General features: G+C 60.1%; 21 protein-coding genes and 1 pseudogene. 12 read left to right on the top strand and 10 right to left on the bottom strand.

Features of this window, described 5'->3' with window-relative positions; genetic code table 11:
• The first annotated feature begins 92 nt into the window (after nucleotides 1–92).
• Nucleotides 93–335, top strand: coding sequence for a hypothetical protein (locus AABQ55_RS32980; RefSeq protein ID WP_133037281.1), 243 nt, complete (start codon nucleotides 93–95; stop codon nucleotides 333–335).
• Nucleotides 336–549: 214 nt separating this feature from the next.
• The gene (locus AABQ55_RS32975) at nucleotides 550–1,680 is read left to right on the top strand and encodes a DUF3800 domain-containing protein (RefSeq protein ID WP_272809171.1); all 1,131 of its coding nucleotides are present in this window, start codon (nucleotides 550–552) and stop codon (nucleotides 1,678–1,680) included.
• Between the two features lie 76 nt (nucleotides 1,681–1,756).
• Here the strand turns inward: AABQ55_RS32975 and scpB are convergent, their stop codons facing one another.
• Both scpB and AABQ55_RS32965 read right to left on the bottom strand, forming a co-directional pair.
• Nucleotides 1,757–2,443, bottom strand: a complete 687-nt coding sequence (gene scpB, locus AABQ55_RS32970; RefSeq protein WP_272809170.1) for an SMC-Scp complex subunit ScpB — start codon at nucleotides 2,441–2,443, stop codon at nucleotides 1,757–1,759.
• Nucleotides 2,444–2,445: 2 nt separating this feature from the next.
• The gene (locus AABQ55_RS32965) at nucleotides 2,446–3,399 is read right to left on the bottom strand and encodes a DUF1403 family protein (RefSeq protein ID WP_133037094.1); all 954 of its coding nucleotides are present in this window, start codon (nucleotides 3,397–3,399) and stop codon (nucleotides 2,446–2,448) included.
• Nucleotides 3,400–3,523: 124 nt separating this feature from the next.
• Here AABQ55_RS32965 and AABQ55_RS32960 point away from each other — a divergent pair, with 124 nt between their 5' ends.
• Nucleotides 3,524–4,663, top strand: coding sequence for a tyrosine-type recombinase/integrase (locus tag AABQ55_RS32960; RefSeq protein ID WP_272809169.1), 1,140 nt, complete (start codon nucleotides 3,524–3,526; stop codon nucleotides 4,661–4,663).
• A 113-nt stretch (nucleotides 4,664–4,776) separates the two neighbouring features.
• Here AABQ55_RS32960 and serA read toward each other — a convergent pair whose 3' ends face one another.
• Complete coding sequence (gene serA / locus AABQ55_RS32955) at nucleotides 4,777–6,015, bottom strand: phosphoglycerate dehydrogenase (RefSeq protein WP_272809168.1); 1,239 nt, start codon at nucleotides 6,013–6,015, stop codon at nucleotides 4,777–4,779.
• Nucleotides 6,016–6,411: 396 nt separating this feature from the next.
• Between serA and AABQ55_RS32950 the strand changes: the two are divergent.
• Nucleotides 6,412–7,275: pseudogene (locus tag AABQ55_RS32950) on the top strand (lytic transglycosylase domain-containing protein).
• A 46-nt stretch (nucleotides 7,276–7,321) separates the two neighbouring features.
• On the opposite strand, the gene AABQ55_RS32945 reads toward AABQ55_RS32950, so the two are convergent.
• From AABQ55_RS32945 to AABQ55_RS32915, 7 genes are all read right to left on the bottom strand, one after another.
• Nucleotides 7,322–7,732, bottom strand: a complete 411-nt coding sequence (locus tag AABQ55_RS32945; RefSeq protein ID WP_272809167.1) for a hypothetical protein — start codon at nucleotides 7,730–7,732, stop codon at nucleotides 7,322–7,324.
• A gap of 25 nt (nucleotides 7,733–7,757) precedes the next feature.
• Entirely contained in the window at nucleotides 7,758–8,543 is a 786-nt protein-coding gene (locus AABQ55_RS32940; RefSeq protein ID WP_272809166.1) for a helix-turn-helix domain-containing protein, read from the bottom strand.
• A 280-nt stretch (nucleotides 8,544–8,823) separates the two neighbouring features.
• Nucleotides 8,824–9,717: a DUF3991 and toprim domain-containing protein gene (locus AABQ55_RS32935; protein WP_272809165.1), complete on the bottom strand. Its 894-nt coding sequence runs from the start codon at nucleotides 9,715–9,717 to the stop codon at nucleotides 8,824–8,826.
• Between the two features lie 192 nt (nucleotides 9,718–9,909).
• Complete coding sequence (gene repC, locus AABQ55_RS32930) at nucleotides 9,910–11,193, bottom strand: plasmid replication protein RepC (RefSeq protein ID WP_272809182.1); 1,284 nt, start codon at nucleotides 11,191–11,193, stop codon at nucleotides 9,910–9,912.
• Nucleotides 11,194–11,430: 237 nt separating this feature from the next.
• Nucleotides 11,431–12,486 (bottom strand): plasmid partitioning protein RepB, encoded by a 1,056-nt coding sequence (gene repB / locus AABQ55_RS32925; protein ID WP_272809164.1) that lies wholly within the window; start codon nucleotides 12,484–12,486, stop codon nucleotides 11,431–11,433.
• Nucleotides 12,483–13,706, bottom strand: a complete 1,224-nt coding sequence (gene repA, locus AABQ55_RS32920) for a plasmid partitioning protein RepA (protein WP_272809163.1) — start codon at nucleotides 13,704–13,706, stop codon at nucleotides 12,483–12,485. Before repA ends, repB begins: the two co-directional genes overlap by 4 nt.
• Nucleotides 13,707–14,069: 363 nt before the next feature.
• On the bottom strand, nucleotides 14,070–14,426 hold the full coding sequence (locus tag AABQ55_RS32915; protein ID WP_272809162.1) for a transcriptional regulator: 357 nt from the start codon (nucleotides 14,424–14,426) through the stop codon (nucleotides 14,070–14,072).
• A 95-nt stretch (nucleotides 14,427–14,521) separates the two neighbouring features.
• Between AABQ55_RS32915 and AABQ55_RS32910 the strand changes: the two genes are divergently transcribed.
• From AABQ55_RS32910 to AABQ55_RS32875, 8 genes are read left to right on the top strand one after another with little or no spacing between them, the layout of a single operon-like run.
• Nucleotides 14,522–15,061 carry a hypothetical protein gene (locus tag AABQ55_RS32910; protein WP_272809161.1) on the top strand — a complete coding sequence of 180 codons (540 nt, stop codon included), beginning with the start codon at nucleotides 14,522–14,524 and terminating at the stop codon, nucleotides 15,059–15,061.
• Nucleotides 15,062–15,063: 2 nt separating this feature from the next.
• Complete coding sequence (locus AABQ55_RS32905) at nucleotides 15,064–15,750, top strand: lytic transglycosylase domain-containing protein (protein WP_272809181.1); 687 nt, start codon at nucleotides 15,064–15,066, stop codon at nucleotides 15,748–15,750.
• Nucleotides 15,747–16,046, top strand: a complete 300-nt coding sequence (locus AABQ55_RS32900; protein WP_272809160.1) for a TrbC/VirB2 family protein — start codon at nucleotides 15,747–15,749, stop codon at nucleotides 16,044–16,046. Before AABQ55_RS32905 ends, AABQ55_RS32900 begins: the two co-directional genes overlap by 4 nt.
• A gap of 4 nt (nucleotides 16,047–16,050) precedes the next feature.
• On the top strand, nucleotides 16,051–16,392 hold the full coding sequence (locus tag AABQ55_RS32895; RefSeq protein ID WP_272809159.1) for a type IV secretion system protein VirB3: 342 nt from the start codon (nucleotides 16,051–16,053) through the stop codon (nucleotides 16,390–16,392).
• Nucleotides 16,385–18,766, top strand: a complete 2,382-nt coding sequence (locus AABQ55_RS32890) for a VirB4 family type IV secretion/conjugal transfer ATPase (RefSeq protein WP_272809158.1) — start codon at nucleotides 16,385–16,387, stop codon at nucleotides 18,764–18,766. Before AABQ55_RS32895 ends, AABQ55_RS32890 begins: the two co-directional genes overlap by 8 nt.
• Complete coding sequence (gene virB5 / locus AABQ55_RS32885; RefSeq protein ID WP_272809157.1) at nucleotides 18,766–19,464, top strand: P-type DNA transfer protein VirB5; 699 nt, start codon at nucleotides 18,766–18,768, stop codon at nucleotides 19,462–19,464. Before AABQ55_RS32890 ends, virB5 begins: the two co-directional genes overlap by 1 nt.
• Nucleotides 19,461–19,694, top strand: coding sequence for an EexN family lipoprotein (locus tag AABQ55_RS32880; RefSeq protein ID WP_272809156.1), 234 nt, complete (start codon nucleotides 19,461–19,463; stop codon nucleotides 19,692–19,694). Before virB5 ends, AABQ55_RS32880 begins: the two co-directional genes overlap by 4 nt.
• 5 nt (nucleotides 19,695–19,699) lie before the next feature.
• On the top strand, nucleotides 19,700–20,635 hold the full coding sequence (locus AABQ55_RS32875; RefSeq protein ID WP_272809155.1) for a type IV secretion system protein: 936 nt from the start codon (nucleotides 19,700–19,702) through the stop codon (nucleotides 20,633–20,635).
• Nucleotides 20,636–20,657: the final 22 nt, after the last annotated feature.

Below are 20,657 nucleotides of genomic sequence, written 5' to 3'. Positions count from 1 at the left end.
ACGCCCGAAGCTGTTCAGACAAACCGAGCCACCTCTATCTGGCCGGAGAGATGTCAGCCTCAAACTGGCGATACCGTCATGCCAAGGAGGCCGTGTCAGAGTTCGTCGCACTCCGCAACACCTTCCGGGTGCAGATGGAGCACGCCGCAGATCCCGAGTTTCGTCGGAAGAATCCGTATCTTCGCCAAGACACTTTTTCGCGGCTCGACCACATTCTCGAATGGGATCACCGGATCGAGAACCCCCAGCAGCGTAAGGATGTCATGACGATGTTCAAGGGAGGAGACTACAGCCTTGTCCTAACTTGGCCGGGACAGCAAGTCGAGACCTTTTGATACGCTTGTAGCAGATGTTCTAGACTCTACTGAGGAAGTATTCACGGATTTCACCGCACTCGTAGAAGGTGACGGCACCCTGTATCTTCTGCGCCGTGATCGCCATGGCAACCCGAAGATCAAAAACGACCCGTTGCAAAAACCGGAGATTGGACGTTGTCTTTTGACTACGGTGTCGCCACTGCCGCGGTACGACTAAACCCTGGGACAAGCCATGTACTACTACATCGATGAAAGCGGAAATACCGGTCTTAACCTATTCGACGCAAACCAACCCAAGCTGTTCTATGGAGTGCTCGGCTGCTCGGCCAATCTTGATGTTATTGCTGAACCCTTGCTGACAGAGCTCAGGAAGGAACTGGGCGTCAGGCGTATCCACGCCGCCGAACTCGGTGTAGGGCGCCTTATCCCGATAGCAAAACGGATCGCAGACTTCAGCAAGAAACACGACCTGCGATTCTCTCTGCTCAAGGTTACCAAAGAAGATCACGCGGTGATCAGCTTCTATGACCAGGTGTTCGACTCCGAAATGAACAAGGCCGTGTCTTGGCATCACTACTTCACTCCCCTTCGTTACCCAATGCTAATGAAGGTCGCATTCCTCTTCGATGACCAACTGAGGAAAGACGCTTGGGCAGCGCGTAGGGAAACCAATTCGGCGAAGAGCGCGTCCGCGTTGGTTACAATCTGCAATGCTCTGCTTTCTCGTGTCGATCGGCTTCCCGACGCACGCTCCCGAGAACTTGTTTCAGGCGCATTGAAGTGGGCAGCGGCGAACCCGTTCGAGATCGAGTATGGCGTTGGCAACAAGGACACGGCCCTGCAGATTTCACCGAACCTAGTCGGCTTTCAGCAGGTTATGCAGGTCATGGCCGTGCAGTCAAACAGGAAGGGGCGCTCCATCCGCAAGATCACGGTTGATCGCCAGACCGAATTCAACAAGGCACAAGGCGAACTTGCGAGCTGGTACGAGAGCCTCCGGGCCGTCAAACATAACACCGATTTCGGTCCAGGTATGCCAAAGTTCGATTATTCGATGATGCCGGAAGTCCCACCAACATTTACGCCCGGCGATGAAAGCGCCGGATTGGAATTGGTGGACGTAACCCTGTGGATCACGAAACGTCTGGAGGAAAAAAAGGATGTTCCCACCCAGCTCAGGCACCTGTTTGCCAGCCAGACCAAGCGCGGACTGATCGACGAAGTTTCACTCGAGGCGATAGACAAGCGCTGGCGGCACCTTTTGTCGCTGCCAGTTCCTGACAAGCCCATTCATGGCGATCTCGAAAGACACTTCGAGGAAGTGGAGGAGGCAAGAAAGGCAACGGTTGCTACGCTGGGATGACCGATACTTTATCGTAAATGAAGACCACGCGCTGGCCGATATTCAGCGACGGTGGGCGGCTAGCGAACCCCTGTCGCTACGGTTCGACGTCATCGGCGTCCGGAAATTCACGGTCGGGAGCAGCAGCCGTTCGGCTGAGCAGCCCGGCATCCTCCAGCGCCTCGATGTCGGGCAGATCGCGCAGCGTCTCCATGCCGAAAGCGATGAGGAAGTGTTTGGTCGTAACGTAGGTATAGGGCGCGCCCGGCGTCGGGCTGCGCGGGCCGGAGGCGAGAAAGTTGGCATTGCGCAGGCTGGCGATGGTGTCGCGGCTGACCTCCTTGCCGAAGATTTTTGACAGGTCGCCGCGGGTGATCGGCTGAAAATACGCGATCGCCACCAGCACCATCGCCTCGAAGTCGGACAGCGCCGGCGGCCCTCCCCCCGTCGACGCTTGCGACGCCCGGATCGCGGACGCGTAGGCCGGACGTGTTAGGTGCTGCCAGCCGCCGGCGACAGAGACGATGTCATAGGGCCGGCCCTTCAACTCCTCGCGCAGGTCATCGATGAGCAAATCGATGCTGCAGTCCTTGCCGACGACACGCGCCAGTGTCTCGCGGCTGACCGGTTCGGCCGCGGCAAAGATCACCGCCTCGACGCGCAGCATCCATTCCCGCCAGCGCAGCTCCGGCGGTAGATTCACCAGCTCCCGATCCAACAAGCGTTCGCTTGCGTCCTTCTTCCGAGACGTCCGTGTTTTGCCAGGTTCATCCGGCTCACCCATCGTCACAGCCCATAGATCCGGAACGCGCTGCGGCCGGACAGTTCGCGCACGCCGCCAAAGCCTTCCAGTCTCTCGAACAGCCGGGTCGCCGCCCAGCGTGAGAGATTGCTGCCGGGCGCCGAGGCTGCCACGGCGTCCTCGTTCAGCAGGGCCTCGATGACGGCGCCGGCGCCCTTCGTCCGAACCTTTGGCGCCGCGGTGCGCAGCGTCTCGGCGCGACGGGCGATCTCGCCAGCGGTGCGCAAGGCCGCGCTCGTCCCCTCGACCACAGCGAGGCAGACGGCGCGGGCGAAGGCGGCATCACCCGGGCGCACGCGGCCCCTGCCCCCAAGCGTCTTAAAGGCGGAGCCATAACGCTCGGCCATCAGCAGCGGCACGGCACAATCCCATTTCAGCAGCGCGGCGATCATCCTATCGGCGAGCATCCAAGCGAGCGGCTCGGCATCCGGCCGCACGGCATGGATGGCCGTGACCAGGTCCGCCGCGGCAAGCGGCGCCGGGCGACCGGATTGCAGCGCGTCATCGGCATAGTCGACGGCCGCGGCCAGCCGATCGTCCCAGGCCAGCCCCAACAGGTCGGCGAGCTCGGCCACCGCTTTCGAGGAAAAGGCGGGTTTTCGCGTGGAAAGCCTTTTGGTGGCCAAAAACACCTTTCCGGCTGGGCCGGGATCGTCGCCAGTTGCGGTGAGCAAAAGCGCGTCCCGCAACGCGGGCTCATTCTCGCTGCGGCCCATCAGCCGGACCGCGACGGCGGCACATTTCAGGGCCTGGCGAGAACGCCAGCAGCCGGCCCAGATGGAGGCAGAGCGGACAAGATCGTCGAGCGATTTCAAGGCGATGCCGGCGGCGAAGGCGGCAGCGAGTTCGTCCGGCTCGCGGCCACGCGGCAGGGCCCAGCCGGGCAACGCGGTCGTGAACGTCGGGGCGGCAACAGACGAGGCGACGGGCGAATCCATGGCCAACAGGTTAGACCAAATGTGCGGACTATGCCAGCATTTTGCCTTATAACCGCACGGCTTGTCTCTCCTCTATAATGATGGATAAGCTTGCCTTATCGTTCATTATGCACATTATAGAGAAATGGCCCAGATCATCGACGAAAACAGCGAATTCAACACTCCGGAGCGCTCTGCGCCGCAACACAGCACGGCGTCGACCGACGGCATTTCCACCGCCGTCGCTGCGGCCTCAACGCCCCCTCCCCTACCGGCCCAGCTGCAGGATCTGACCGAGCGCGCACGCGGTTACGTCGCGGCCGCCAGTTCGGCCAATACGCGGCGGGCTTATGCGGCAGATTGGAAGCATTTTACCGCCTGGTGCCGGCGCCAGAATTTTTCGCCCCTGCCACCGGATCCGCAGGTCGTCGGGCTCTACATCACCGCGTGCGCCTCCGGCAGTGCCATTGGCACCGCCGCTGGCACCGCGACACGCGGTGGGAAACCCGACAGTGTCTCGACCATCGAGCGGCGCCTCGCCGCCCTCGGTTGGAACTATGCCCAGCGCGGCGAGCAGAAACTCGACCGCAAGGACCGGACGATCGCCACGGTGATGGCCGGCATCCGCAACCGCCACGCCGCCCCGCCGCGGCAGAAGGAGGCCATCCTGCCGGAAGACCTGATCGCCATGCTCGAAACCCTCGAGCGGGGAACGCTGCGTGGCCTGCGGGACCGGGCCATGCTGCTCGTCGGTTTCGCCGGCGGTCTGCGCCGCTCGGAAATCACCGGGCTGGATCTCGGCCGCGACCAGACAGAGGACGGCCGCGGCTGGATCGAGATCTTCGACAAGGGCGCGCTGCTCACCCTGCGTGGCAAGACCGGCTGGCGCGAGGTCGAGATCGGGCGCGGCTCGTCCGATGCCACCTGCCCTGTTGCCGCGCTGGAAAGCTGGATCAAGTTCGCCAAGCTTGCCAAAGGCCCCCTCTTCCGGCGCGTGACCGGGAAAGGCAAAGATGTCGGGCCGGACCGGCTGAACGACCAGGAGGTCGCCCGCCTCGTCAAGAAGACCGCACTCGCCGCCGGTGTGCGCAGCGATCTCTCCGAGGCCGAACGGGGCCAGAAATTCGCCGGGCACTCGTTGCGCGCCGGCCTTGCCTCCTCGGCGGAGGTCGACGAGCGACATATGCAAAAGCAGCTCGGTCATACCTCGGCGGAGATGACCCGCCGCTACCAGCGCCGGCGCGACCGCTTCAGGGTCAATCTCACCAAAGCGGCCGGGCTTTGACAGGCCCCTCCCCTTCCCGGCGTGAAACCGTTAGGTCAAGGTTTGCCGTCGGGTTTTTCCTCTCAGGGGGTCAATCCAAATCGGGAAAGAAAAAGCCCCCCCCCGGCCAGCTGTCAGTAGACCAATCGTGCCCGTATCGTTCCAGGAATTTTGCGTAGGGCCTGTAGTATCTCGTCGGCCTTATCGGAGATGCCTTCGGCCTCGATCACCACGTAGCCGGTGTCGCCATGCGTCTGAAGGAACTCAGCGATTATGTTCAGCCCGCGCGACGAGAAGATCTCGTTGAGCTGGATGAGCATGCCGGGGCGGTTTTCATGCACGTGAATGAAGCGCGTGCCGTTCGGGCGCTCGGGCAGTTGTACCTGCGGAAAGTTGACGGCGCCCATCGTTGAGCCGATGTCAGAATACTCGACCAGCTTCCTTGACACCTCTCCGCCGATGCGCTCCTGGGCTTCCTCGGTGGAACCGCCGATATGCGGCGTCAGAATGACATTGCTCAGGCCTTGCAACGGCGTCTCAAAACGCTCGTTGTTCGAAGCCGGCTCCTTGGGAAACACGTCGACAGCAGCACCCGCCAGATGCCCCTCTTTCAGCACCTTCGCAAGCGCATCGAGATCGACCACCGTGCCGCGAGAATTATTGATGAAGATGGCGCCCTTCTTCATTCGCCGCAATTCGGTTTCGGTGATCATGTTGTGCGTCGAAGGTGTTTCGGGCACATGCATTGTCACATAGTCAGAAATTTCGAGAAGCTCGCCGAGCGAAGCCATCGACTCCGAATTGCCGTGGCGCAGCCGATCGGAAAGATCGAAGTAGCGCACGATCATGCCCATGCTTTCGGCAAGTGCGCTGAGCTGCGATCCGATATTTCCGTAGCCGACGATACCGAGCGTTTTGCCGCGGACCTCTCGGCTCCCGACAGCGGACTTCTCCCATCCACCTTGATGCGCGGAAGCCGAGCGCGGAAATATCTGCCGCGTCAGCATGATAATCTCGCCGATCACAAGCTCGGCCACCGATCGCGTATTTGAGTAAGGTGCATTGAACACCGGAATGCCGCGCCGCCGCGCCGCGTGCAGATCGACCTGGTTCGTCCCGACGGAGAAACAGCCGACGGCGATCAATTTCTTGGCGGACTCAAAAATCTCGTCAGTCAGCTGCGTGCGGGAACGAATGCCGATGATATGAGCGTCGGCGATGTGGCTCTTAAGATCCTTGTCGTCCAGCGCCTTCGGCAAATGAATGAGGTTGGCATAGCCGGCCGAAGAAAAGCAGTCCACGGCGGTCTGGCTAATGCCTTCGAGCAGAAGCACGGAAATTCGGTCGCGTGGAAGAGAAAGTTCGCGGGTCATAAATGTTGCTCCGATTTCCGAGAGGCCGATGTGGCTTGGGCACCTATGGATCGTTTATCCGTAGGCCCCGCGCCTGAACAAGGCCCTTGCGGATATAGCGACATGTCGAAGGCCTCCAATTCCATCGACACATTTCGATGACATGTCGTCGCGATAGACATATCCAGCACAAATTGGCCGGAGGAGGCCATGCCCGAATGTCGTTTAGGTCGGACCGCGCTTCCCAATCTTCTAACTTCCCGCGGACGCGAATATAGGCGGCGACCCGCCGGCGCAACATACAGGCTCCTCCCTCGCCTTCCCCACCAGTGGTATGACGTAGCGATGTGGCACGCACGACTAAGATGGGACAGGGAAAGACTTGCCAAGTTGGCTGCGGCCGCGCTGGTCTCCAGCATGCCGACGGATGCCGCATTCGGCCAGATTGAATGGCGAGCGCCGCCTTGTCTGTATTCCACAACCACCAGCGCTGGAAAGCTCTGCGTCCGTGCGGGCAGCTTCAATCGCGATATATGCACGGCGCTTGCCCACTTCGCCGGCGAGAATGATCTGCCGCCCGATTTCTTTGCCCGGCTGATCTGGAGGGAAAGCCGGTTTTGTCCCGATGCGGTCAGCCCGAAGGGCGCGGAAGGGATCGCACAATTCATTCCTTCCACCGCGAGACTGCGCGGCCTCTCGAACAGTTTTTGACGCTCTGGAGGCATTGCAGAAATCGGCCGAGTATCTCGATGAACTGCGGAACCGATTCGGCAATCTCGGCCTGGCTGCCGCAGCCTACAATGCCGGCGAAAGTGGGCTGCAGGCGTTCCTGAAAACCGGAAGCCTGCCGCAGAAAACCGCAACTACGTTCTCGATATCACGGCTCATCCGGCCGAGGACTGGCGCGATAACCCGCCCGCAACCATCGACCTGCGCCTCGATGGGCAGAGTTCCTTCGAGGACGCCTGCATCGCGCTTGCCGAAACGCGGCGCCTCAAGGCCCTGGAATTTGAGGCAGAAGGCGTCTGGGCGCCTTGGGGCGCACAACTCGCTGGGCATTTCCAGAAGGCGGTGGCGGTCAGGCTGTTCCTGTCGACCGTCCGGTCCCTGCCCGAGCCGCTGAACAAGGAAAAGCCACTGATCCAGAAGGAACGCAACCGTGCCTTCGGAACAAGGCTGCGATACACGGCCCGCGTCGGCCGCCAAACCCGGCAGGAGGCCGAGGCCGTTTGCGTTGAAGTCCGCAAAGCTGGCGGCGCCTGCATCGTCTTCGGGAACTGATCGGCGGCAGCGGTTCCCCTCCCTTCATGGCCGTCGATTTCCCAACTCAGGACCGGCGTTTCGACACGCCCTGAGCACACATCGTCCGCTGGCGGAGGGCCGTGATAGCGAGTCCCCCACTGGCTACAATGTGCATCAGCGCCCTGGGATCTGCTGGATTTCCCTCAACAAGCGCAAACAGGAACGCGAGGACGACCCAAATCAGCGAGAACAAGAACGCCGCGTTGCCAATCAGCGCGTCCTCCGGCCGCAGAATGCGAACTGCATGAAGAAATACGATCGCGAAGACGAAGGCGGACGCAGAAAGCGACCAAACGAAAATGTCGGTGCCCGCTGTGTAGAAGAGAAAGGTTCCGGTCAGATGGCCAAGGCCCGCCAGCGCGAGCAACAGGCACAGTCCAAATTCAAACGCTCTCATCAGCATTCCCCAGAAGATGATCAAGACAGCTATGATCATGCACAGGTCAGCTGTGCCGATCTTGCTATTTCAACGGGACCGAATGCAAGGCGGCCGGGGCATGGCCCCAGTGTCGCCGAAAGGCCCGAGCGAAAGCCGAGGGATTGGAATAGCCGCAGTCGCTCGCGACAGCAGCTATCGTCTGCTCTCTGCCGGCGGCGAGCAGTTCGCCAGCTCTCTCCATACGCCGCGCCGTCAAATATTGTCCGGGTGTCTTGCCGAAGGCCGCCTTGAAAACGCGTAGCAAGTGATATGGCGAGAGACATGCTTCGGTCGCGAGGTCTGCCAGGGGAAGCGCCCTGCATGGATCTGCGTCGATCAACGCCTTGGCGCGGAGGACACGACGGAGGAGTTCGGCGCGTCGCGCTGGCTTGCGTGCGTCGATCTTTTCGCAGGATGTGCCGAGCGTTCCGCAGCTCAAGCCAATTTCGTTCAAAAGGCACGCAAACCCTTCGTCGATCGCCAACTCGCAGTCTTCCTCCAGCGCGGTCGATAAGTTCGCTAGACATTGATGGAGGTGCAGTTGCCCAACCAGGTTGAGCGCGTCGAGTCCACGATCGAGAAATTGGCCGATCTGGTTGTCACAGTCTCCTCCAAGCAGGTGCCCCGGAATGAAGACCGAGAAACTGTCAGTCTCGACCGACGTGTTGATCGAACTGGCGTAGATCGTCTCGGGGGCGACGATGAGAATTTCGCCTGGCGCAACGCGCACTCGTCGGTTCGCGAAATGATAGGTTTCGCTCCCATGAAACACGGCCTTGATCGAGAAGGGGCCGCCATGAGGCTCAACGTCGAGCCTTTTCGTTCGCATATGGAACGCTACAGGCCTAGTCCTAAAGCGGTCAAACCAGGTATGTCTCTCCTCGTCGCTCGATGACGAGACCTGGAATGGTTCGTGTGAGAAATCCACTGGCAATCGAGCCTGCCTCCTCCCTCAGTCGGTAACGCTTTGTCCCAGAATGCGAGAACATCACCGCATCCGTCACGCCCTATCCGCCAAATCATAAACGGGGCGACTAAGCATAACGCGGTCAAGGCTGTCGCAGACGTCAGCTGTGTGTGTGCTCGGTTGCCGGTTACAGGCCAGTCGTCTATCGTATCTCACGGAGTTGTTCGTTCCAATCCTCTGCCTCCGGCCAAAGCCTGATGAACTCGGCGCCGGCCTGCTCTGCGATCTGCTTGAGCCTAGCAGCATAGACATCGCCTTGATCATTTCCATCGCAGGCGGCAACAAGGTGACTTCCTGGACGTGCCGCTAGGGAAGCGATGCGATCGGCTGTGATCGGCGACCAGCCGCCGCCGGTGCTGACATAGAGACTATCCTCTCGACAAAGTTCAATCGCCGCAAGGCTCATCGCATCGATTGCAGCCTCCGTTACGCACAAGCGGAGCGCGTCATTTGCGCCAAGAGAGAACAGCGTCTTAGCCCCTCCGCTGGAGAAACCTCTCCACTCAGATCCACGCTCCTCCCACCCCGTTACCTGCTCTATAGAATTCGTATGCGCGGCCCAGACCGTGCCCTTCGGCCCCTCCTTCAGCTTGCCAGCGGCGATGGCTCCCAAGACAACGAATTCGGGGATGGCACGTTGCACCGTCAAATACGACCACGCAGCGGATCCACGGTTCACGTTGGGGCGCACCGTCCACCGGCCTTCGATTTCTCCTAACCCGTTTTTCGTAGACCTCCGCTGCCATGCAGGCGCAGTCGGTTCAAAGCCGACCAGTTTAGCGACGGTCTTCAAAGCGGCGGAAAAATTCGGTGCTCCGAGGTGTTTGGCTAGATCGAGCACATCTCCTTTGGCATCGGACGTCGGATCGAACCACCCTCGTCCTTGGTGGACGACGATCACAATTTCGCCTTCTCCACGTCGGTATTTCATTGCCTTTGGAGTGGTCTCCCGGAGATCAACTTTCCAACCAGCTTTCTCAAGGAGCGACGAGCAGGGTACGTCGGCCTTCAGCTTGTCGATATCATAGCTGGGCACAGGCACCTCCTGACATTGCGAAGCGTATTACCCCGGAGAGGAGATGTACCGTCACATCTGTTACTCCACTTTTATAACTTACTGAATATATACGTTTTTCTACGAAAAACGCGCCTTCAGCTATAGGCAGCGGATAGCATCCCACGCTTCTCCGCACTCGGGGAGTCACAGCTGTGACTCCTGACGGCACACTCACGAGGGTACTCCGCTCACGCGCCTAAGTGCGCCGTCAGCCAGCCCGAACAGGCTCCTTTCAAGATGCAGGCTGCCTTCTACGGCGCGATCGATCATCGCTCTAAAATACCCGCCGGGGCTCGAAATCTGTTCGGGTGAACGGGCGGCCTTTTCAAGAACGGTGGCCAGGACCGCGGCCGCCGCGAACCGGCCAGCCCGCGAAACACCATCCATCCAGCCGACCTCGGACAGGCCTATCATGACCCTCATGGTTGGAGCCGCCGCCGCCAACTCCGGCCAGTTCCTAAATTCCACGCCGGCCATTTCGCAGGCATGCGGGCAAGCCGACCGGACGAGGCCAACTGAGACGGACGCAAGCACGTTGGACTGGATTTGGTCTACTGAACTAGCGTGCTTTGCTGCCTTGGAACCTTGGCTTTCTGATGGAACCGCCGCAGACTTTTTTTCGATTGATGCTGCGGCCGCGTAGCGGCCGTAAGCCGAGGGAATTATTCCTCGCTCGTTAGAGCGAGACCGTTTTTTATTACTTTCATAGGAGTTTTGAAGGGTTGTATTAATATTAGGAGCGACACCGATGTCACCCTCGCATGACATTTCATGTGGTTCATACTCGACGGTGACCTCTTGTATGATGCGGGAGTGAAAGGCCTCCAGAGCTTCCGCCTCGCCTTCCTTATCCAAACCCATCGCCTTCACCCGCTGGAGTTCGTCATACCAAGCATCGGCGCGCTCAGGGTAAGCGTCACATGCGTCCACGATCGCTCGCGACGCACGCGTGATCACCCGACGGGCCTCCTGCTCGCTGTTCAAGCGGGCCTGAAAATCGTCAACGAGGGCCTTCAACTCTTGAAGGCGAACCCTCGCCGGAGTGAAATCCAACCCATAGCCTTTCGAAATATCGCCATCCTTGTCACGATAGACGAACCTTCTTCCAGTTGGACTATCACGATATGCGACGATGCCGGCCTCCACGAGCCGACGGATGCAGCGGCTCACCTGCCGTTCGGAGCGCGCCGTGTACTCTGCCAGTTTGGCATTCGAGATAGCGACGATAGGGCGTTTGGAGCCCTTCCAGTCGTCGGCCCGCGACAGGCCGATGAGAATATCCATAATATGATAGGTCGAACCATCGATCCCGAGGATCGGCGCCGCCTTCTTGAGAATGATAGCAACCTCGGCCTTTGAGGCCTCGGGGATGTCGTTTGCCATAGCGAGCCGAGCGCTCGCGAGTATTCCAGGAGTGACGCGCCTGAAGGACGCAATCTCGGTACCTCGGACCATAGCTGACCATTCCGTGATCGAATCGATCACGGCTCCAACGTCTGAGTTGATGACAGGCCAGCAAAACACGCACAAAATATCGAGCCGGGGATTGAGCCCAAGGCTTGATTGTGTGAGCGCTCCGTCCTAGAATCAGTTTGCACTGCTGATGCTGACAGAGCGGAAACGGTCTGTTGGCCACGGATCAAAGGGCTCCCCGATTGCCGTCGGTGAGCCCTTTTCCTTTCAGGGCTTAGTTCATGAGTTCCTCGCCTCGTTTGAACGTTTGAATTCTTCCATCAATGCCGGCAGGCGTTCCACGAGCCAGGACGAAAGACCTGGCGCCGGCGCATGAGGAATTGAAATCTGCATTGCCTTCGAGGTGCGCTTTGTCGTCACGACGACCCCATGGCCAAGATCGATCTCGCCCGTCGCCTTTTCGTTCTCGGAGCGTGACGGCCGATCCAGAATACGCAAAGCCGCAAGAAACCGCTCATCGGTGGTCAGCGACAAAAACTTTTCCGAGCCGACCAGTCCATTGAGTGCGGAGTTAATCTCCGCCGGCAGTTTTTGGTCGTTGAAGAAGGATCCAAGCTTTTCCCATTTCGGGCGGCCAATTGCCGGCGCTGGCCCAATCTTGCGGACAAGAGCTTCAGGTAGCGCACTCGCGGTCGCGGTGAGCATCGAGATATAGGCCAGTCCCTTTTCCTCGTTGCGCCCGAGTGCCCTCGCAATCGTCTCACGCGTGAAACCACGCTTCTTGAGATCGACCGCGTACATGGCCTGTTCGATAAAGGAAGGATTCGCTCGCTCGGCATTTTCGATGCCTTGGGCAACGACCAGTTCTTCATCCGTCAGCGGCGCGACGACCGCTCTGACGGGTATCCCTATAATCTGGCAAGCCCGATGACGGCGGTGGCCATAGGCAATCTGGTAACGGCCAGGCTGATCGGGAAGGGGACGAACCAAAATGGGAAGCTTCTGACCCTCTCGCCTGATACCGTCGACGAAACCGGCAAATTCAGGGCTATCCTCGAAGTCCATTCGATCGCGCACGAATGCTGGGATGATATCGGCGGGATCGAGCTCGATGCCGCTTTCGCCAGACTGAAGCTGCGTGCGCAGCCGCTCGTTCTCCAGCTCAACAGCCGAGAAGGTCTGCTGCATCGACTTCACTGCGCCCGACATGCTGCCCGACGTCGATGGTCGGCCGACGGCGGCGGCCGGGGAGGGGATGTGTTTCTCGAGCTCAGCCCGATCGACGTTCGCGAACAGGCTCTTCATGCGGTTGGAGCGATCCTTGGCGTTCGTCATGTCCGCCCCCAGACGAGCTTGAGGTGGTTCAGGATCTCCTGATTGACGCTATCGACGGATTCGAGCGCTCGATTAAGCGTGTCCCGGCCGACCGTTCCACGAGCCATTTCGTAAAGGCTCTTCTTCTCAAGTCCCGCGCTCGCAATCGCAGTTGTTTCCACGACGACAGGTGCCAGCACGTCCTCGCCGAAAAGGGAGCGCAGAAGCGCAACGATGTTGACTTGGGGAACATCATTCGGATCGTGGCGCGTTAACACGTAGCGGATGAAATCGTGTTGCAGATGACCACCGTTTTCCTCAATGACCTGGAGGATATCGCTCGTCATCTTGAGGAACTGGTTCATGCTCGACACATCGAGCATCGCAGGATGGACAGTGACGAGGAGGGCGGTTGCCGCATAAAGCGCACCAAGCGTCAGGTAGCCGAGCTGCGGGGGAGCATCGATAAGGACCACGTCATAGTCGTCTTCGACGCTTGCGATAACCGATCCAAGCCGGCGGAAGAACATGCCTTCGCCGCGGCCGTCACCGCGCACGATAGCCTGGGGGGTCTCGTGCTCATATTCCATGAGCTCAAGATTGCCCGGCACTAGGTCGACACCCTCAAAATAGGTCTTGCGGATCACGCTCTTGAGCGAAACACGCTGCTCTTCATCGTAGCGGATCGCACCGTATACGGTCTGATTGTCTTCAACATCAATCTCCGGCTGGTAACCGAACATCGTCGACAAAGATGCCTGTGGATCGAGATCGATCGCAAGGACGCGCAGGCCTTGGAGCGCGAGGAAATGTGCAAGATGGACCGTGGTGGTGGTCTTGGCCGATCCACCCTTGAAATTGGCGACTGCTACGATCTGGAGCTTTTCACCGGTCCGCCGACGCGGAAGGAAGTCCAGCGCTTCCTTCGGCCGTTTCTTAGCAAGATGCTCGCGAATCTCGTTAATTTGAGCGAGGGTGTAGGCGCGACGGCGGTTATCCTTGCCGTGCAACTCCGGGGCCGCGCTCTCTCCATCAAGAGACATCTGTCTCAAGGTCGATTCCGCGACGCCCACCATCGTCGCCGCTTCGCGGGAGGTGAAGGTTTTGAGGGTCTTCTTCGCCTCAGGCGGATACATTTGTGAGCGGAGCGACTGAAGCTGCGCCGCAAGCAAATGCGAGTGGCGCGTAATTTTGGAGACGGACTCCTCGATAAGAGGCTTGGTGGCTGCAGCAGCGGGCATATCGCTCTCGACGGAAAAAAACTGACAATCGCTGAAAAAACGTCGCCCAACGATTACGCGATTCCATAAGCCGGTCAAATCTTAATTGGTTAACAGAAACTTAACGGCTTAAGAGGCTTCCTCCCCGGCACTACAAATATCCAATGAAACGGGTCACTTAACGAATTCCTTAAGCTCCCCGCGGCGTGACAAAAAAGAGTCGATAACCTCGCGTGAGCCATATTCCGCACCGCTCGAAGCAGCTTTTCATCGCGACTCGGCGAAGTCCGACACGTTACGGCCCGAATGATGAAACGCGATTATCGCAGACCCCTAGCTATTTGGGAGTGTTGGTCGCGGCATACTTTAATCAGTTAAATCAACCTAGCTCGCTCCAGCGACTGCCCGAAGCAACTCAAACACGGTAGGGGACAATTCAAACTGCCTTGCCGTTCCTCGCCCCATAGAATTCTTTCCTAGCGTTTCAACGAGCACTCCGCGCGCAACGAGCAGGTCCATCGTCTCGACGACACCATTGCGGGTCATTCCGGTAAATTTCATGATATTTGAAAGCGTTAGCGCTTCGCCGGCTAGGTGCATCATATAAAGGATGTTCAACACGCCGATCTGCTTGATCCGGGACTGTGGCGTCTCGCCTTCGAGCGGCTTCTCCAAGATCTCACGCACCGCGAAGGCCGATAGCGCCTGGTTTTTCCATCCGTCACTCAATTTGCTTGCCATCGATTTAACTATCTATTATTTGCATAGTATGAGCGTTGGGGCGAGGCGATTCTTCGTATGCCGTCCAACGAAATTTCAATCGGAGGGTAGGGGGCATGAAGAGCCTTTTCTTTCGAACGGTCATGGCGGCGTTAGGGTTCGGTTCACTATACCTTAGTTCTGGACAAAGTGCTCGTGCCGACGAATGGGGTTGCCAGGTTATCCTGTGCCTATCCAATCCCGGTGGCCCGACACAATACGCTGAGTGCCGACCGCCTATCCAGAAACTCTGGAGATGGCTCGCCAAGGGACGGTCATTCCCGACCTGCAGCGGCGTTGGCTTTCAGAGTTCGCGTCCTCGCTACGAACCTCTGTATTGCAACGAAGGCTACCGCCTGACCGGCGGATATGGTCCGCGCGGACAAGACGCGACTTGCGTGTCGACCGCCATGCAGGTTGTGAGCAATGACCTCTGCCGGCCCGATCGCGGCGGGGGAACGGGACGCGCCGGTTTGATCTCCTCCGCTCGATGGCAATGGGATGGCGGGCGCCAGCGGTGCGTAGCTTACACCATGAGCCGCCCTCTGGTCCGCGAGAAGCCTCGATACATCGATGTGACCATCGACGGCGTCGGCAAGCAGAGGGTGTGGTTCTAGGCATGCCCATAGCTTTTCTCGATCTTGCGCAGACCTGCGCACCCTTTGTTGCGTCCGAAACCCTGGCCGGCGTCGTCAGTCTTGAAAGCCGCTTCGCGCCTTTCAACATCCGCATCAACAGCGGCCGACCGCTCAAGAAGCAGCCGGCATCCAAGGCGGAGGCAATCGAAATCGCCACGTCACTCGTTGCCGAGCGTCACGACATCCAGCTCGGTCTCGGTGGGATCGGGTTGGAGGAACTCCAAAAACTAAAGCTCTCGATCTCCGACGCCTTCGACCCCTGCCTCAATCTCCAGGCCACAGGCACGCTGCTGGATGGCTACTACCGCCTAGCCGTCAAGGCCGGAGCCGATCCCGCCAGGGCCGAGCAGGTGATGCTGCAATCCTACTACGGCCGCGACGATCCCTCCGTCGGCGCGATGGTCAACTACGACGATCAGGTCCGCCGCGAGATCAAACGGCTCTCGCCGACGATGGCCAAGCTGACGATCGGCGACACGGGGGAGGGGAGGGGAAACGGCGACCCGCCCGCATCGTCCGCTGTCGACGTCATCGCGGAGGTGGTTGCCGAAAGCGCCGAACAGGATACCGCATCGATCACAGCGGCGCCGACATGGGACGTCTTCAAAACCCGACGCCGGTCGTCCGTCCTGGTGTTTCAGAATAGTCAAATGGAGCAGAGTGAATGAGTATTAGTTCCCGTATCCGCGCGTTTGCGGCCCCGTCTGCGATGGCATTCGCCACACTAGTGATGCTCGTCGAGCCGGCCTTCGCACAGGCTGCCGGCATCGAGACGATCCTGCAGAATGTTGTCGATCTCCTGCAGGGCAACATCTTTCGGCTGTTCGCCACCATCGCGGTTATCCTGATCGCCCTTGCCTGGATGTTCGGTTACATGGACCTGCGGCGCGCTGGTTACTGGATCGTCGGCATCGGCGTGATCGCCGGTTCCTCGGAACTCGTCAGCACGATCGTCGGAAGCTGATTGCATGGCGACCGCGCGACCGACACTTGAGGAAGATACGCTGTTCATCGCCTGCACCCGGCCGGCGATGATCGCCGGCGTAACGATGGAAGCCATGGGCATCAACGTCATGGCGACGACCATCTTCTATCTCGCGGCGGGCTCGGTCGCCTATGCGCTCGTCGGCGTCGTCTTCCATTTCATCTTCCGGGCGCTCGTCAAGCACGACCACAACATGTTCCGCATCCTGGTGGCCTGGGTCGAGACCCGCGGACGAACCCGAAACGGCGCGTATTGGGGCGGATCAACGCTTTCGCCGTTGCGGCTCGCCCGGCGCTATGACGAAAGGGATCTCGGATATGCCTAGCGTCGCAACCCTCAAGTCTCGCGAACTCGGCCCGGAGACCTTCATCCCTTATGTGCGTCATGTCGACGAAAGCACCATCGCGCTCGACTCTCGCGCCCTGATGGTCATGATCGCCCTCGAAGGCGTGTCCTTCGAGACTGCCGATGTCCTCGACCTCAATGCGCTCCACCGCGACCTGAACACGCTTTACCGCAACATTGCAGATGAGCGGCTGGCCCTGTGGACGCACCTCATTCGTCGCAGGGACAGCGATTATCCCGACGGAACGTTTGCGACGGCGTTCTCGGCCGCGCTCAACGAGAAATATCGCGAGCGCATGGTCCGCGAGGACCTGTTCCGGAACGACCTTTACTTGGCGATCCTGTGGTCACCGGCGCGTGATCCGGCCGAGAAGGCAGCCAAGCTGCTGTCTCGCCTCCGGCGCGCGCATCGATCCAGCGTCGAGCTCGATGAGGAAGCGCTGAAGCAGCTTCAGGACAAGGTCGTTGACGTCACCGCTGGATTGCAACGCTTCGAGCCGCGGGTTCTTTCCCTTTACGAGCACGACGGACTGCTGTTTTCCGAGCCGAGCGAGGTCCTCCACCAACTGGTGGGCGGCCGGCGTGAACCAATCCCATTGACCGAGGGCCGTATTTCCTCGGCGATCTATTCGGACCGGGTGATCATTGGTCGCGAGACCATCGAGATCCGGCACGAGGCGGAAAGCCGCTATGCCGGCATGCTGAGCTTCAAGGAATACCCGGCCCGCACCAGGACTGGGATGCTCGATGGCGTCCTGACCAGCCCCTTCGAACTGATCCTGTCGCAATCCTTCTGCTTCACGTCCAAGGCAGACACCCGCGTCATCATGGGCCGCAAGCAAAACCAGCTGGTCAGCAGCGGCGACAAGGCCGCATCGCAGATCGACGAACTCGACGACGCGATGGACGATCTGGAATCTAACCGCTTCGTGCTCGGCGAACATCACCTGACGCTTGCCGTCTTCTCGGCCTCGGTGAAAGAACTGACCGACAATCTCGCCAAGGCCCGCGCCGCACTAACCAATGGCGGCGCTGTGGTGGCGCGCGAGGATCTCGGTCTCGAGGCGGCCTGGTGGGCGCAGCTGCCGGGCAATTTCCGCTACCGCGCGCGATCGGGCGCGATCACCTCACGCAACTTCGCAGCGCTGTCGCCCTTCCATTCCTATCCGATCGGACAGAAAGACGGCAACGAATGGGGACCGGCGGTCGCCTTGCTCAAGACGGCATCAGGTTCTCCCTACTACTTCAATCTCCACTATGGCGATCTGGGCAACACGTTCATGTGCGGCCCGTCCGGCGCCGGCAAGACGGTGATCGTGAACTTCCTGCTGTCGCAGCTGGAAAAACACGACCCGCACGTCGTCTTCTTCGACAAGGACCGCGGCGCGGACCTTTATGTCCGCGCCGCCGGCGGCACCTATCTCCCCCTCAAGAACGGCACGCCGACCGGCTGCGCTCCCCTCAAGGCCCTCGACCTGACGCCGGAGAACAAGGTGTTCCTGACACGCTGGATCGGCAAGCTGGTGGGATCCGGCACGCGCGAGCTGACGGTCTCCGAACTGCGCGACATTGCCGGCGCGGTTGACGGTCTTGCCGATCTGCCCACGGACCAGCGGACGATCGGCGCGCTGCGGACGTTCCTCAACAACACCGACCCTGAAGGCATCGCGGCGCGGCTGCGGCGGTGGGAGAGGGGAGGGCCGCTCGGCTGGGTGTTCGACAACGTCATCGAGGATATCGGCTTCGGCGAGTTCGGCGGCAGCGGCAAGTTCATCGGCTACGACATGACGGATTTCCTCGACAACGAGGAAACCCGCACGCCGCTGATGGCCTATCTCTTCCATCGCGTCGAGCAACAGATTGACGGCCGCCGGATCATCATCGTCATCGACGAGTTCTGGAAGGCGCTCCAGGACGAGGGCTTCCGCGATCTCGCGCAGAACAAGCTCAAGACGATCCGCAAGCAGAACGGCCTGATGCTGTTCGCCACGCAGAGCCCGCGCGATGCACTGATCTCACCGATCGCGCACACGATCATCGAGCAATGCCCCACGCAGATCTTCCTGCCCAACTCGCGCGGCAACCACGCCGACTATGTCGAGGGGTTCAAGCTGACCGAGCGCGAGTACGAATTGATCGCGCGCGAACTTTCGATCGAGAGCCGCAGGTTCGTGCTGAAGCAGGGGCATAACAGCGTCGTCGCCGAACTGAACCTCACCGGCTTTGACGACGAACTCGCCATCCTTTCCGGCCGCACGGCCAATGTCGAACTTCTCGACGCTATCCGCGCCGAAGTCGGCAACGATCCGAAGGACTGGCTCCCCGTTTTCCAGAAAAGAAGGAGTGCAAGCTGATGGCTTCCTATCGACTTCATGGTGCAGCGCTTGCGTCTGCGCTCGTCCTCACCGCGGGCGGCGCGGCAGGGCAGGGGATCCCGGTGATCGACCAGACGGCGATCCTGAAGCACATAGAAAGTATCGCCCAGTTGAAATCGCAGCTCGATGCCCTCCACCAGCAGATCGAACAAGCCCAGCAGCTCTACGGCTCGCTCAACAAGCTGACCGACATGGCGGACCTCGCGAGCGTGCTCAACGACCCCGCGATCCGCAAGGCGCTCCCGTCCGACTTCGCCGCCATCGAGGGCTTGCTCAAGGGCGAGGGAAGCGGCGTGTTCAAGGATTCCGCTTCGAAGTTCCTGGAGGGCAACTCCACGTATCGCACAGACGCCGACGATTTCTATGCCAAGGAACTCGCGCGCGTGCAGAACAAGAATGCCGGGCAGATGAGCCTTGGCCAGCAGATGTACGATGCCGCCACCAAGCGCATCGATGGCATCGATCAGCTGCGTGAGAAAATCTCTACCGCAAGCGACGCCAAGGAAATTGCCGACCTGCAGGCGCGGCTGCAGGCCGAACAGGCGTTCCTCCAGACGGACGTGCTGCGGATGGAGGGTTTGCGGATGGTCCAGCAGGCGCAAACCCAGGTCGATGAGCAGCGGAAGGCCGAGGACTGGCGCCAGCGGATGGATGCGATGAAGGCGGCGCTGCAATGAGACGGTTTCCATTCCTTGCCACGCTGTTAGTTCTCGGAGCCTGCTCCGAGAAGACTGAGCAGGCCTATACCGTCGACGAGCTGATCGCCGATGAGGCGCTGCTGTCCCGCATCGTAACCGAGTGCCGGAACAATCCTGGCGAGCTGCGCGAAACCACCAATTGCCGAAACGCGGAAGCCGCCGACGGCAAGCTACGGCTTCAGAACATGCGCCGCGCGCTCGGAGGCTGACCGCCATGTATCAGGTGTTCGAGTTCATCGACGGACAGTTCAAGCGGCCGTTGGAAATGTTCGTTTCCGAGGGAACCTCAAACATCGCCGAGTGGGTCACCGGGCCGCTGACGGCGGCGGTCACGCTCTACATCATCATCTACGGCTATCTCATCTTGCGCGGGTCCATCCAGGACCCCGTCATGGAGTTTGCGTTCCGCGCGATCAAGCTCGCGATCATCGTCATGCTGGTGAAGAACGCCGGCGAGTACCAGACCTATGTCACGAACATCTTCTTCGACGTCTTGCCACGCGAGATCGCCCAAGCTCTGAACACCGGCGCGACGCCCAGCGCCAGCTCCTTCGACAGCCTGCTCGACAAAGGCCAGGCCTCGGCCACCGACATCTGGTCGCGCGCGTCCTGGCCGGTCGATATCGTCACCGGCGTCGGCGGCATGATGGTGATCGGCGTCAGCTTCCTCGTCGCCGGGATCGGCTATGTCGTCTCGCTCTACGCCCGGCTGGCGCTCGCCATCGTGCTTGCAATCGGCCCGATCTTTATTGCTCTCGCCATGTTCCAATCCACTCGTCGCTTCACCGAGGCCTGGATTGGACAGCTCGCCAACTTCGTCATCCTTCAGGTTCTGGTCGTGGCGGTCGGCGCTCTGCTGATCTCCTGTATCGACTCCACCTTCACGGCGATCGATGCCTATTCTGACGTGCTGATGCGGCCCATCGCGCTCTGCGCCATCGCCATTGCCGCGCTCTACGTCTTCTACCAGCTCCCAGGCATCGCATCGGCATTGGCATCGGGCGGAGCGTCCCTGGCTTATGGCTACACCACGGCACGGGACGCGCATGAGGGCATGCTTGCACGCGGAACCCGCTACACCGGGCGGTTTATCGGACGTGGCGCTCGCTTTGCCGGGCGCGCGCTCGGCTCCAAAGGGGCCGGCGGATGATTGCTCCCCCCAGGAAGAACAC

This window comes from Shinella sp. WSD5-1 (assembly GCF_963942435.1).
GTDB classification, from domain to species: Bacteria; Pseudomonadota; Alphaproteobacteria; order Rhizobiales; family Rhizobiaceae; genus Shinella; species Shinella yambaruensis.
The sequence above is the reverse complement of the archived record's forward strand: the minus strand, read 5'-3'. Positions and strand labels throughout refer to the sequence as shown.

Coding starts and splice junctions, on each gene's coding strand:
- AABQ55_RS32975 (WP_272809171.1), top strand. CDS start 550: ATGTACTACTACATCGATGAAAGCGGAAATACCGGTCTTAACCTATTC.
- scpB (WP_272809170.1), bottom strand. CDS start 2,443: ATGGGTGAGCCGGATGAACCTGGCAAAACACGGACGTCTCGGAAGAAG.
- AABQ55_RS32965 (WP_133037094.1), bottom strand. CDS start 3,399: ATGGATTCGCCCGTCGCCTCGTCTGTTGCCGCCCCGACGTTCACGACC.
- AABQ55_RS32960 (WP_272809169.1), top strand. CDS start 3,524: ATGGCCCAGATCATCGACGAAAACAGCGAATTCAACACTCCGGAGCGC.
- serA (WP_272809168.1), bottom strand. CDS start 6,015: ATGACCCGCGAACTTTCTCTTCCACGCGACCGAATTTCCGTGCTTCTG.
- AABQ55_RS32945 (WP_272809167.1), bottom strand. CDS start 7,732: ATGATCATAGCTGTCTTGATCATCTTCTGGGGAATGCTGATGAGAGCG.
- AABQ55_RS32940 (WP_272809166.1), bottom strand. CDS start 8,543: ATGCGAACGAAAAGGCTCGACGTTGAGCCTCATGGCGGCCCCTTCTCG.
- repC (WP_272809182.1), bottom strand. CDS start 11,193: ATGGTCCGAGGTACCGAGATTGCGTCCTTCAGGCGCGTCACTCCTGGA.
- repB (WP_272809164.1), bottom strand. CDS start 12,486: ATGACGAACGCCAAGGATCGCTCCAACCGCATGAAGAGCCTGTTCGCG.
- repA (WP_272809163.1), bottom strand. CDS start 13,706: ATGCCCGCTGCTGCAGCCACCAAGCCTCTTATCGAGGAGTCCGTCTCC.
- AABQ55_RS32915 (WP_272809162.1), bottom strand. CDS start 14,426: ATGGCAAGCAAATTGAGTGACGGATGGAAAAACCAGGCGCTATCGGCC.
- AABQ55_RS32910 (WP_272809161.1), top strand. CDS start 14,522: ATGAAGAGCCTTTTCTTTCGAACGGTCATGGCGGCGTTAGGGTTCGGT.
- AABQ55_RS32905 (WP_272809181.1), top strand. CDS start 15,064: ATGCCCATAGCTTTTCTCGATCTTGCGCAGACCTGCGCACCCTTTGTT.
- AABQ55_RS32900 (WP_272809160.1), top strand. CDS start 15,747: ATGAGTATTAGTTCCCGTATCCGCGCGTTTGCGGCCCCGTCTGCGATG.
- AABQ55_RS32895 (WP_272809159.1), top strand. CDS start 16,051: ATGGCGACCGCGCGACCGACACTTGAGGAAGATACGCTGTTCATCGCC.
- AABQ55_RS32890 (WP_272809158.1), top strand. CDS start 16,385: ATGCCTAGCGTCGCAACCCTCAAGTCTCGCGAACTCGGCCCGGAGACC.
- virB5 (WP_272809157.1), top strand. CDS start 18,766: ATGGCTTCCTATCGACTTCATGGTGCAGCGCTTGCGTCTGCGCTCGTC.
- AABQ55_RS32880 (WP_272809156.1), top strand. CDS start 19,461: ATGAGACGGTTTCCATTCCTTGCCACGCTGTTAGTTCTCGGAGCCTGC.
- AABQ55_RS32875 (WP_272809155.1), top strand. CDS start 19,700: ATGTATCAGGTGTTCGAGTTCATCGACGGACAGTTCAAGCGGCCGTTG.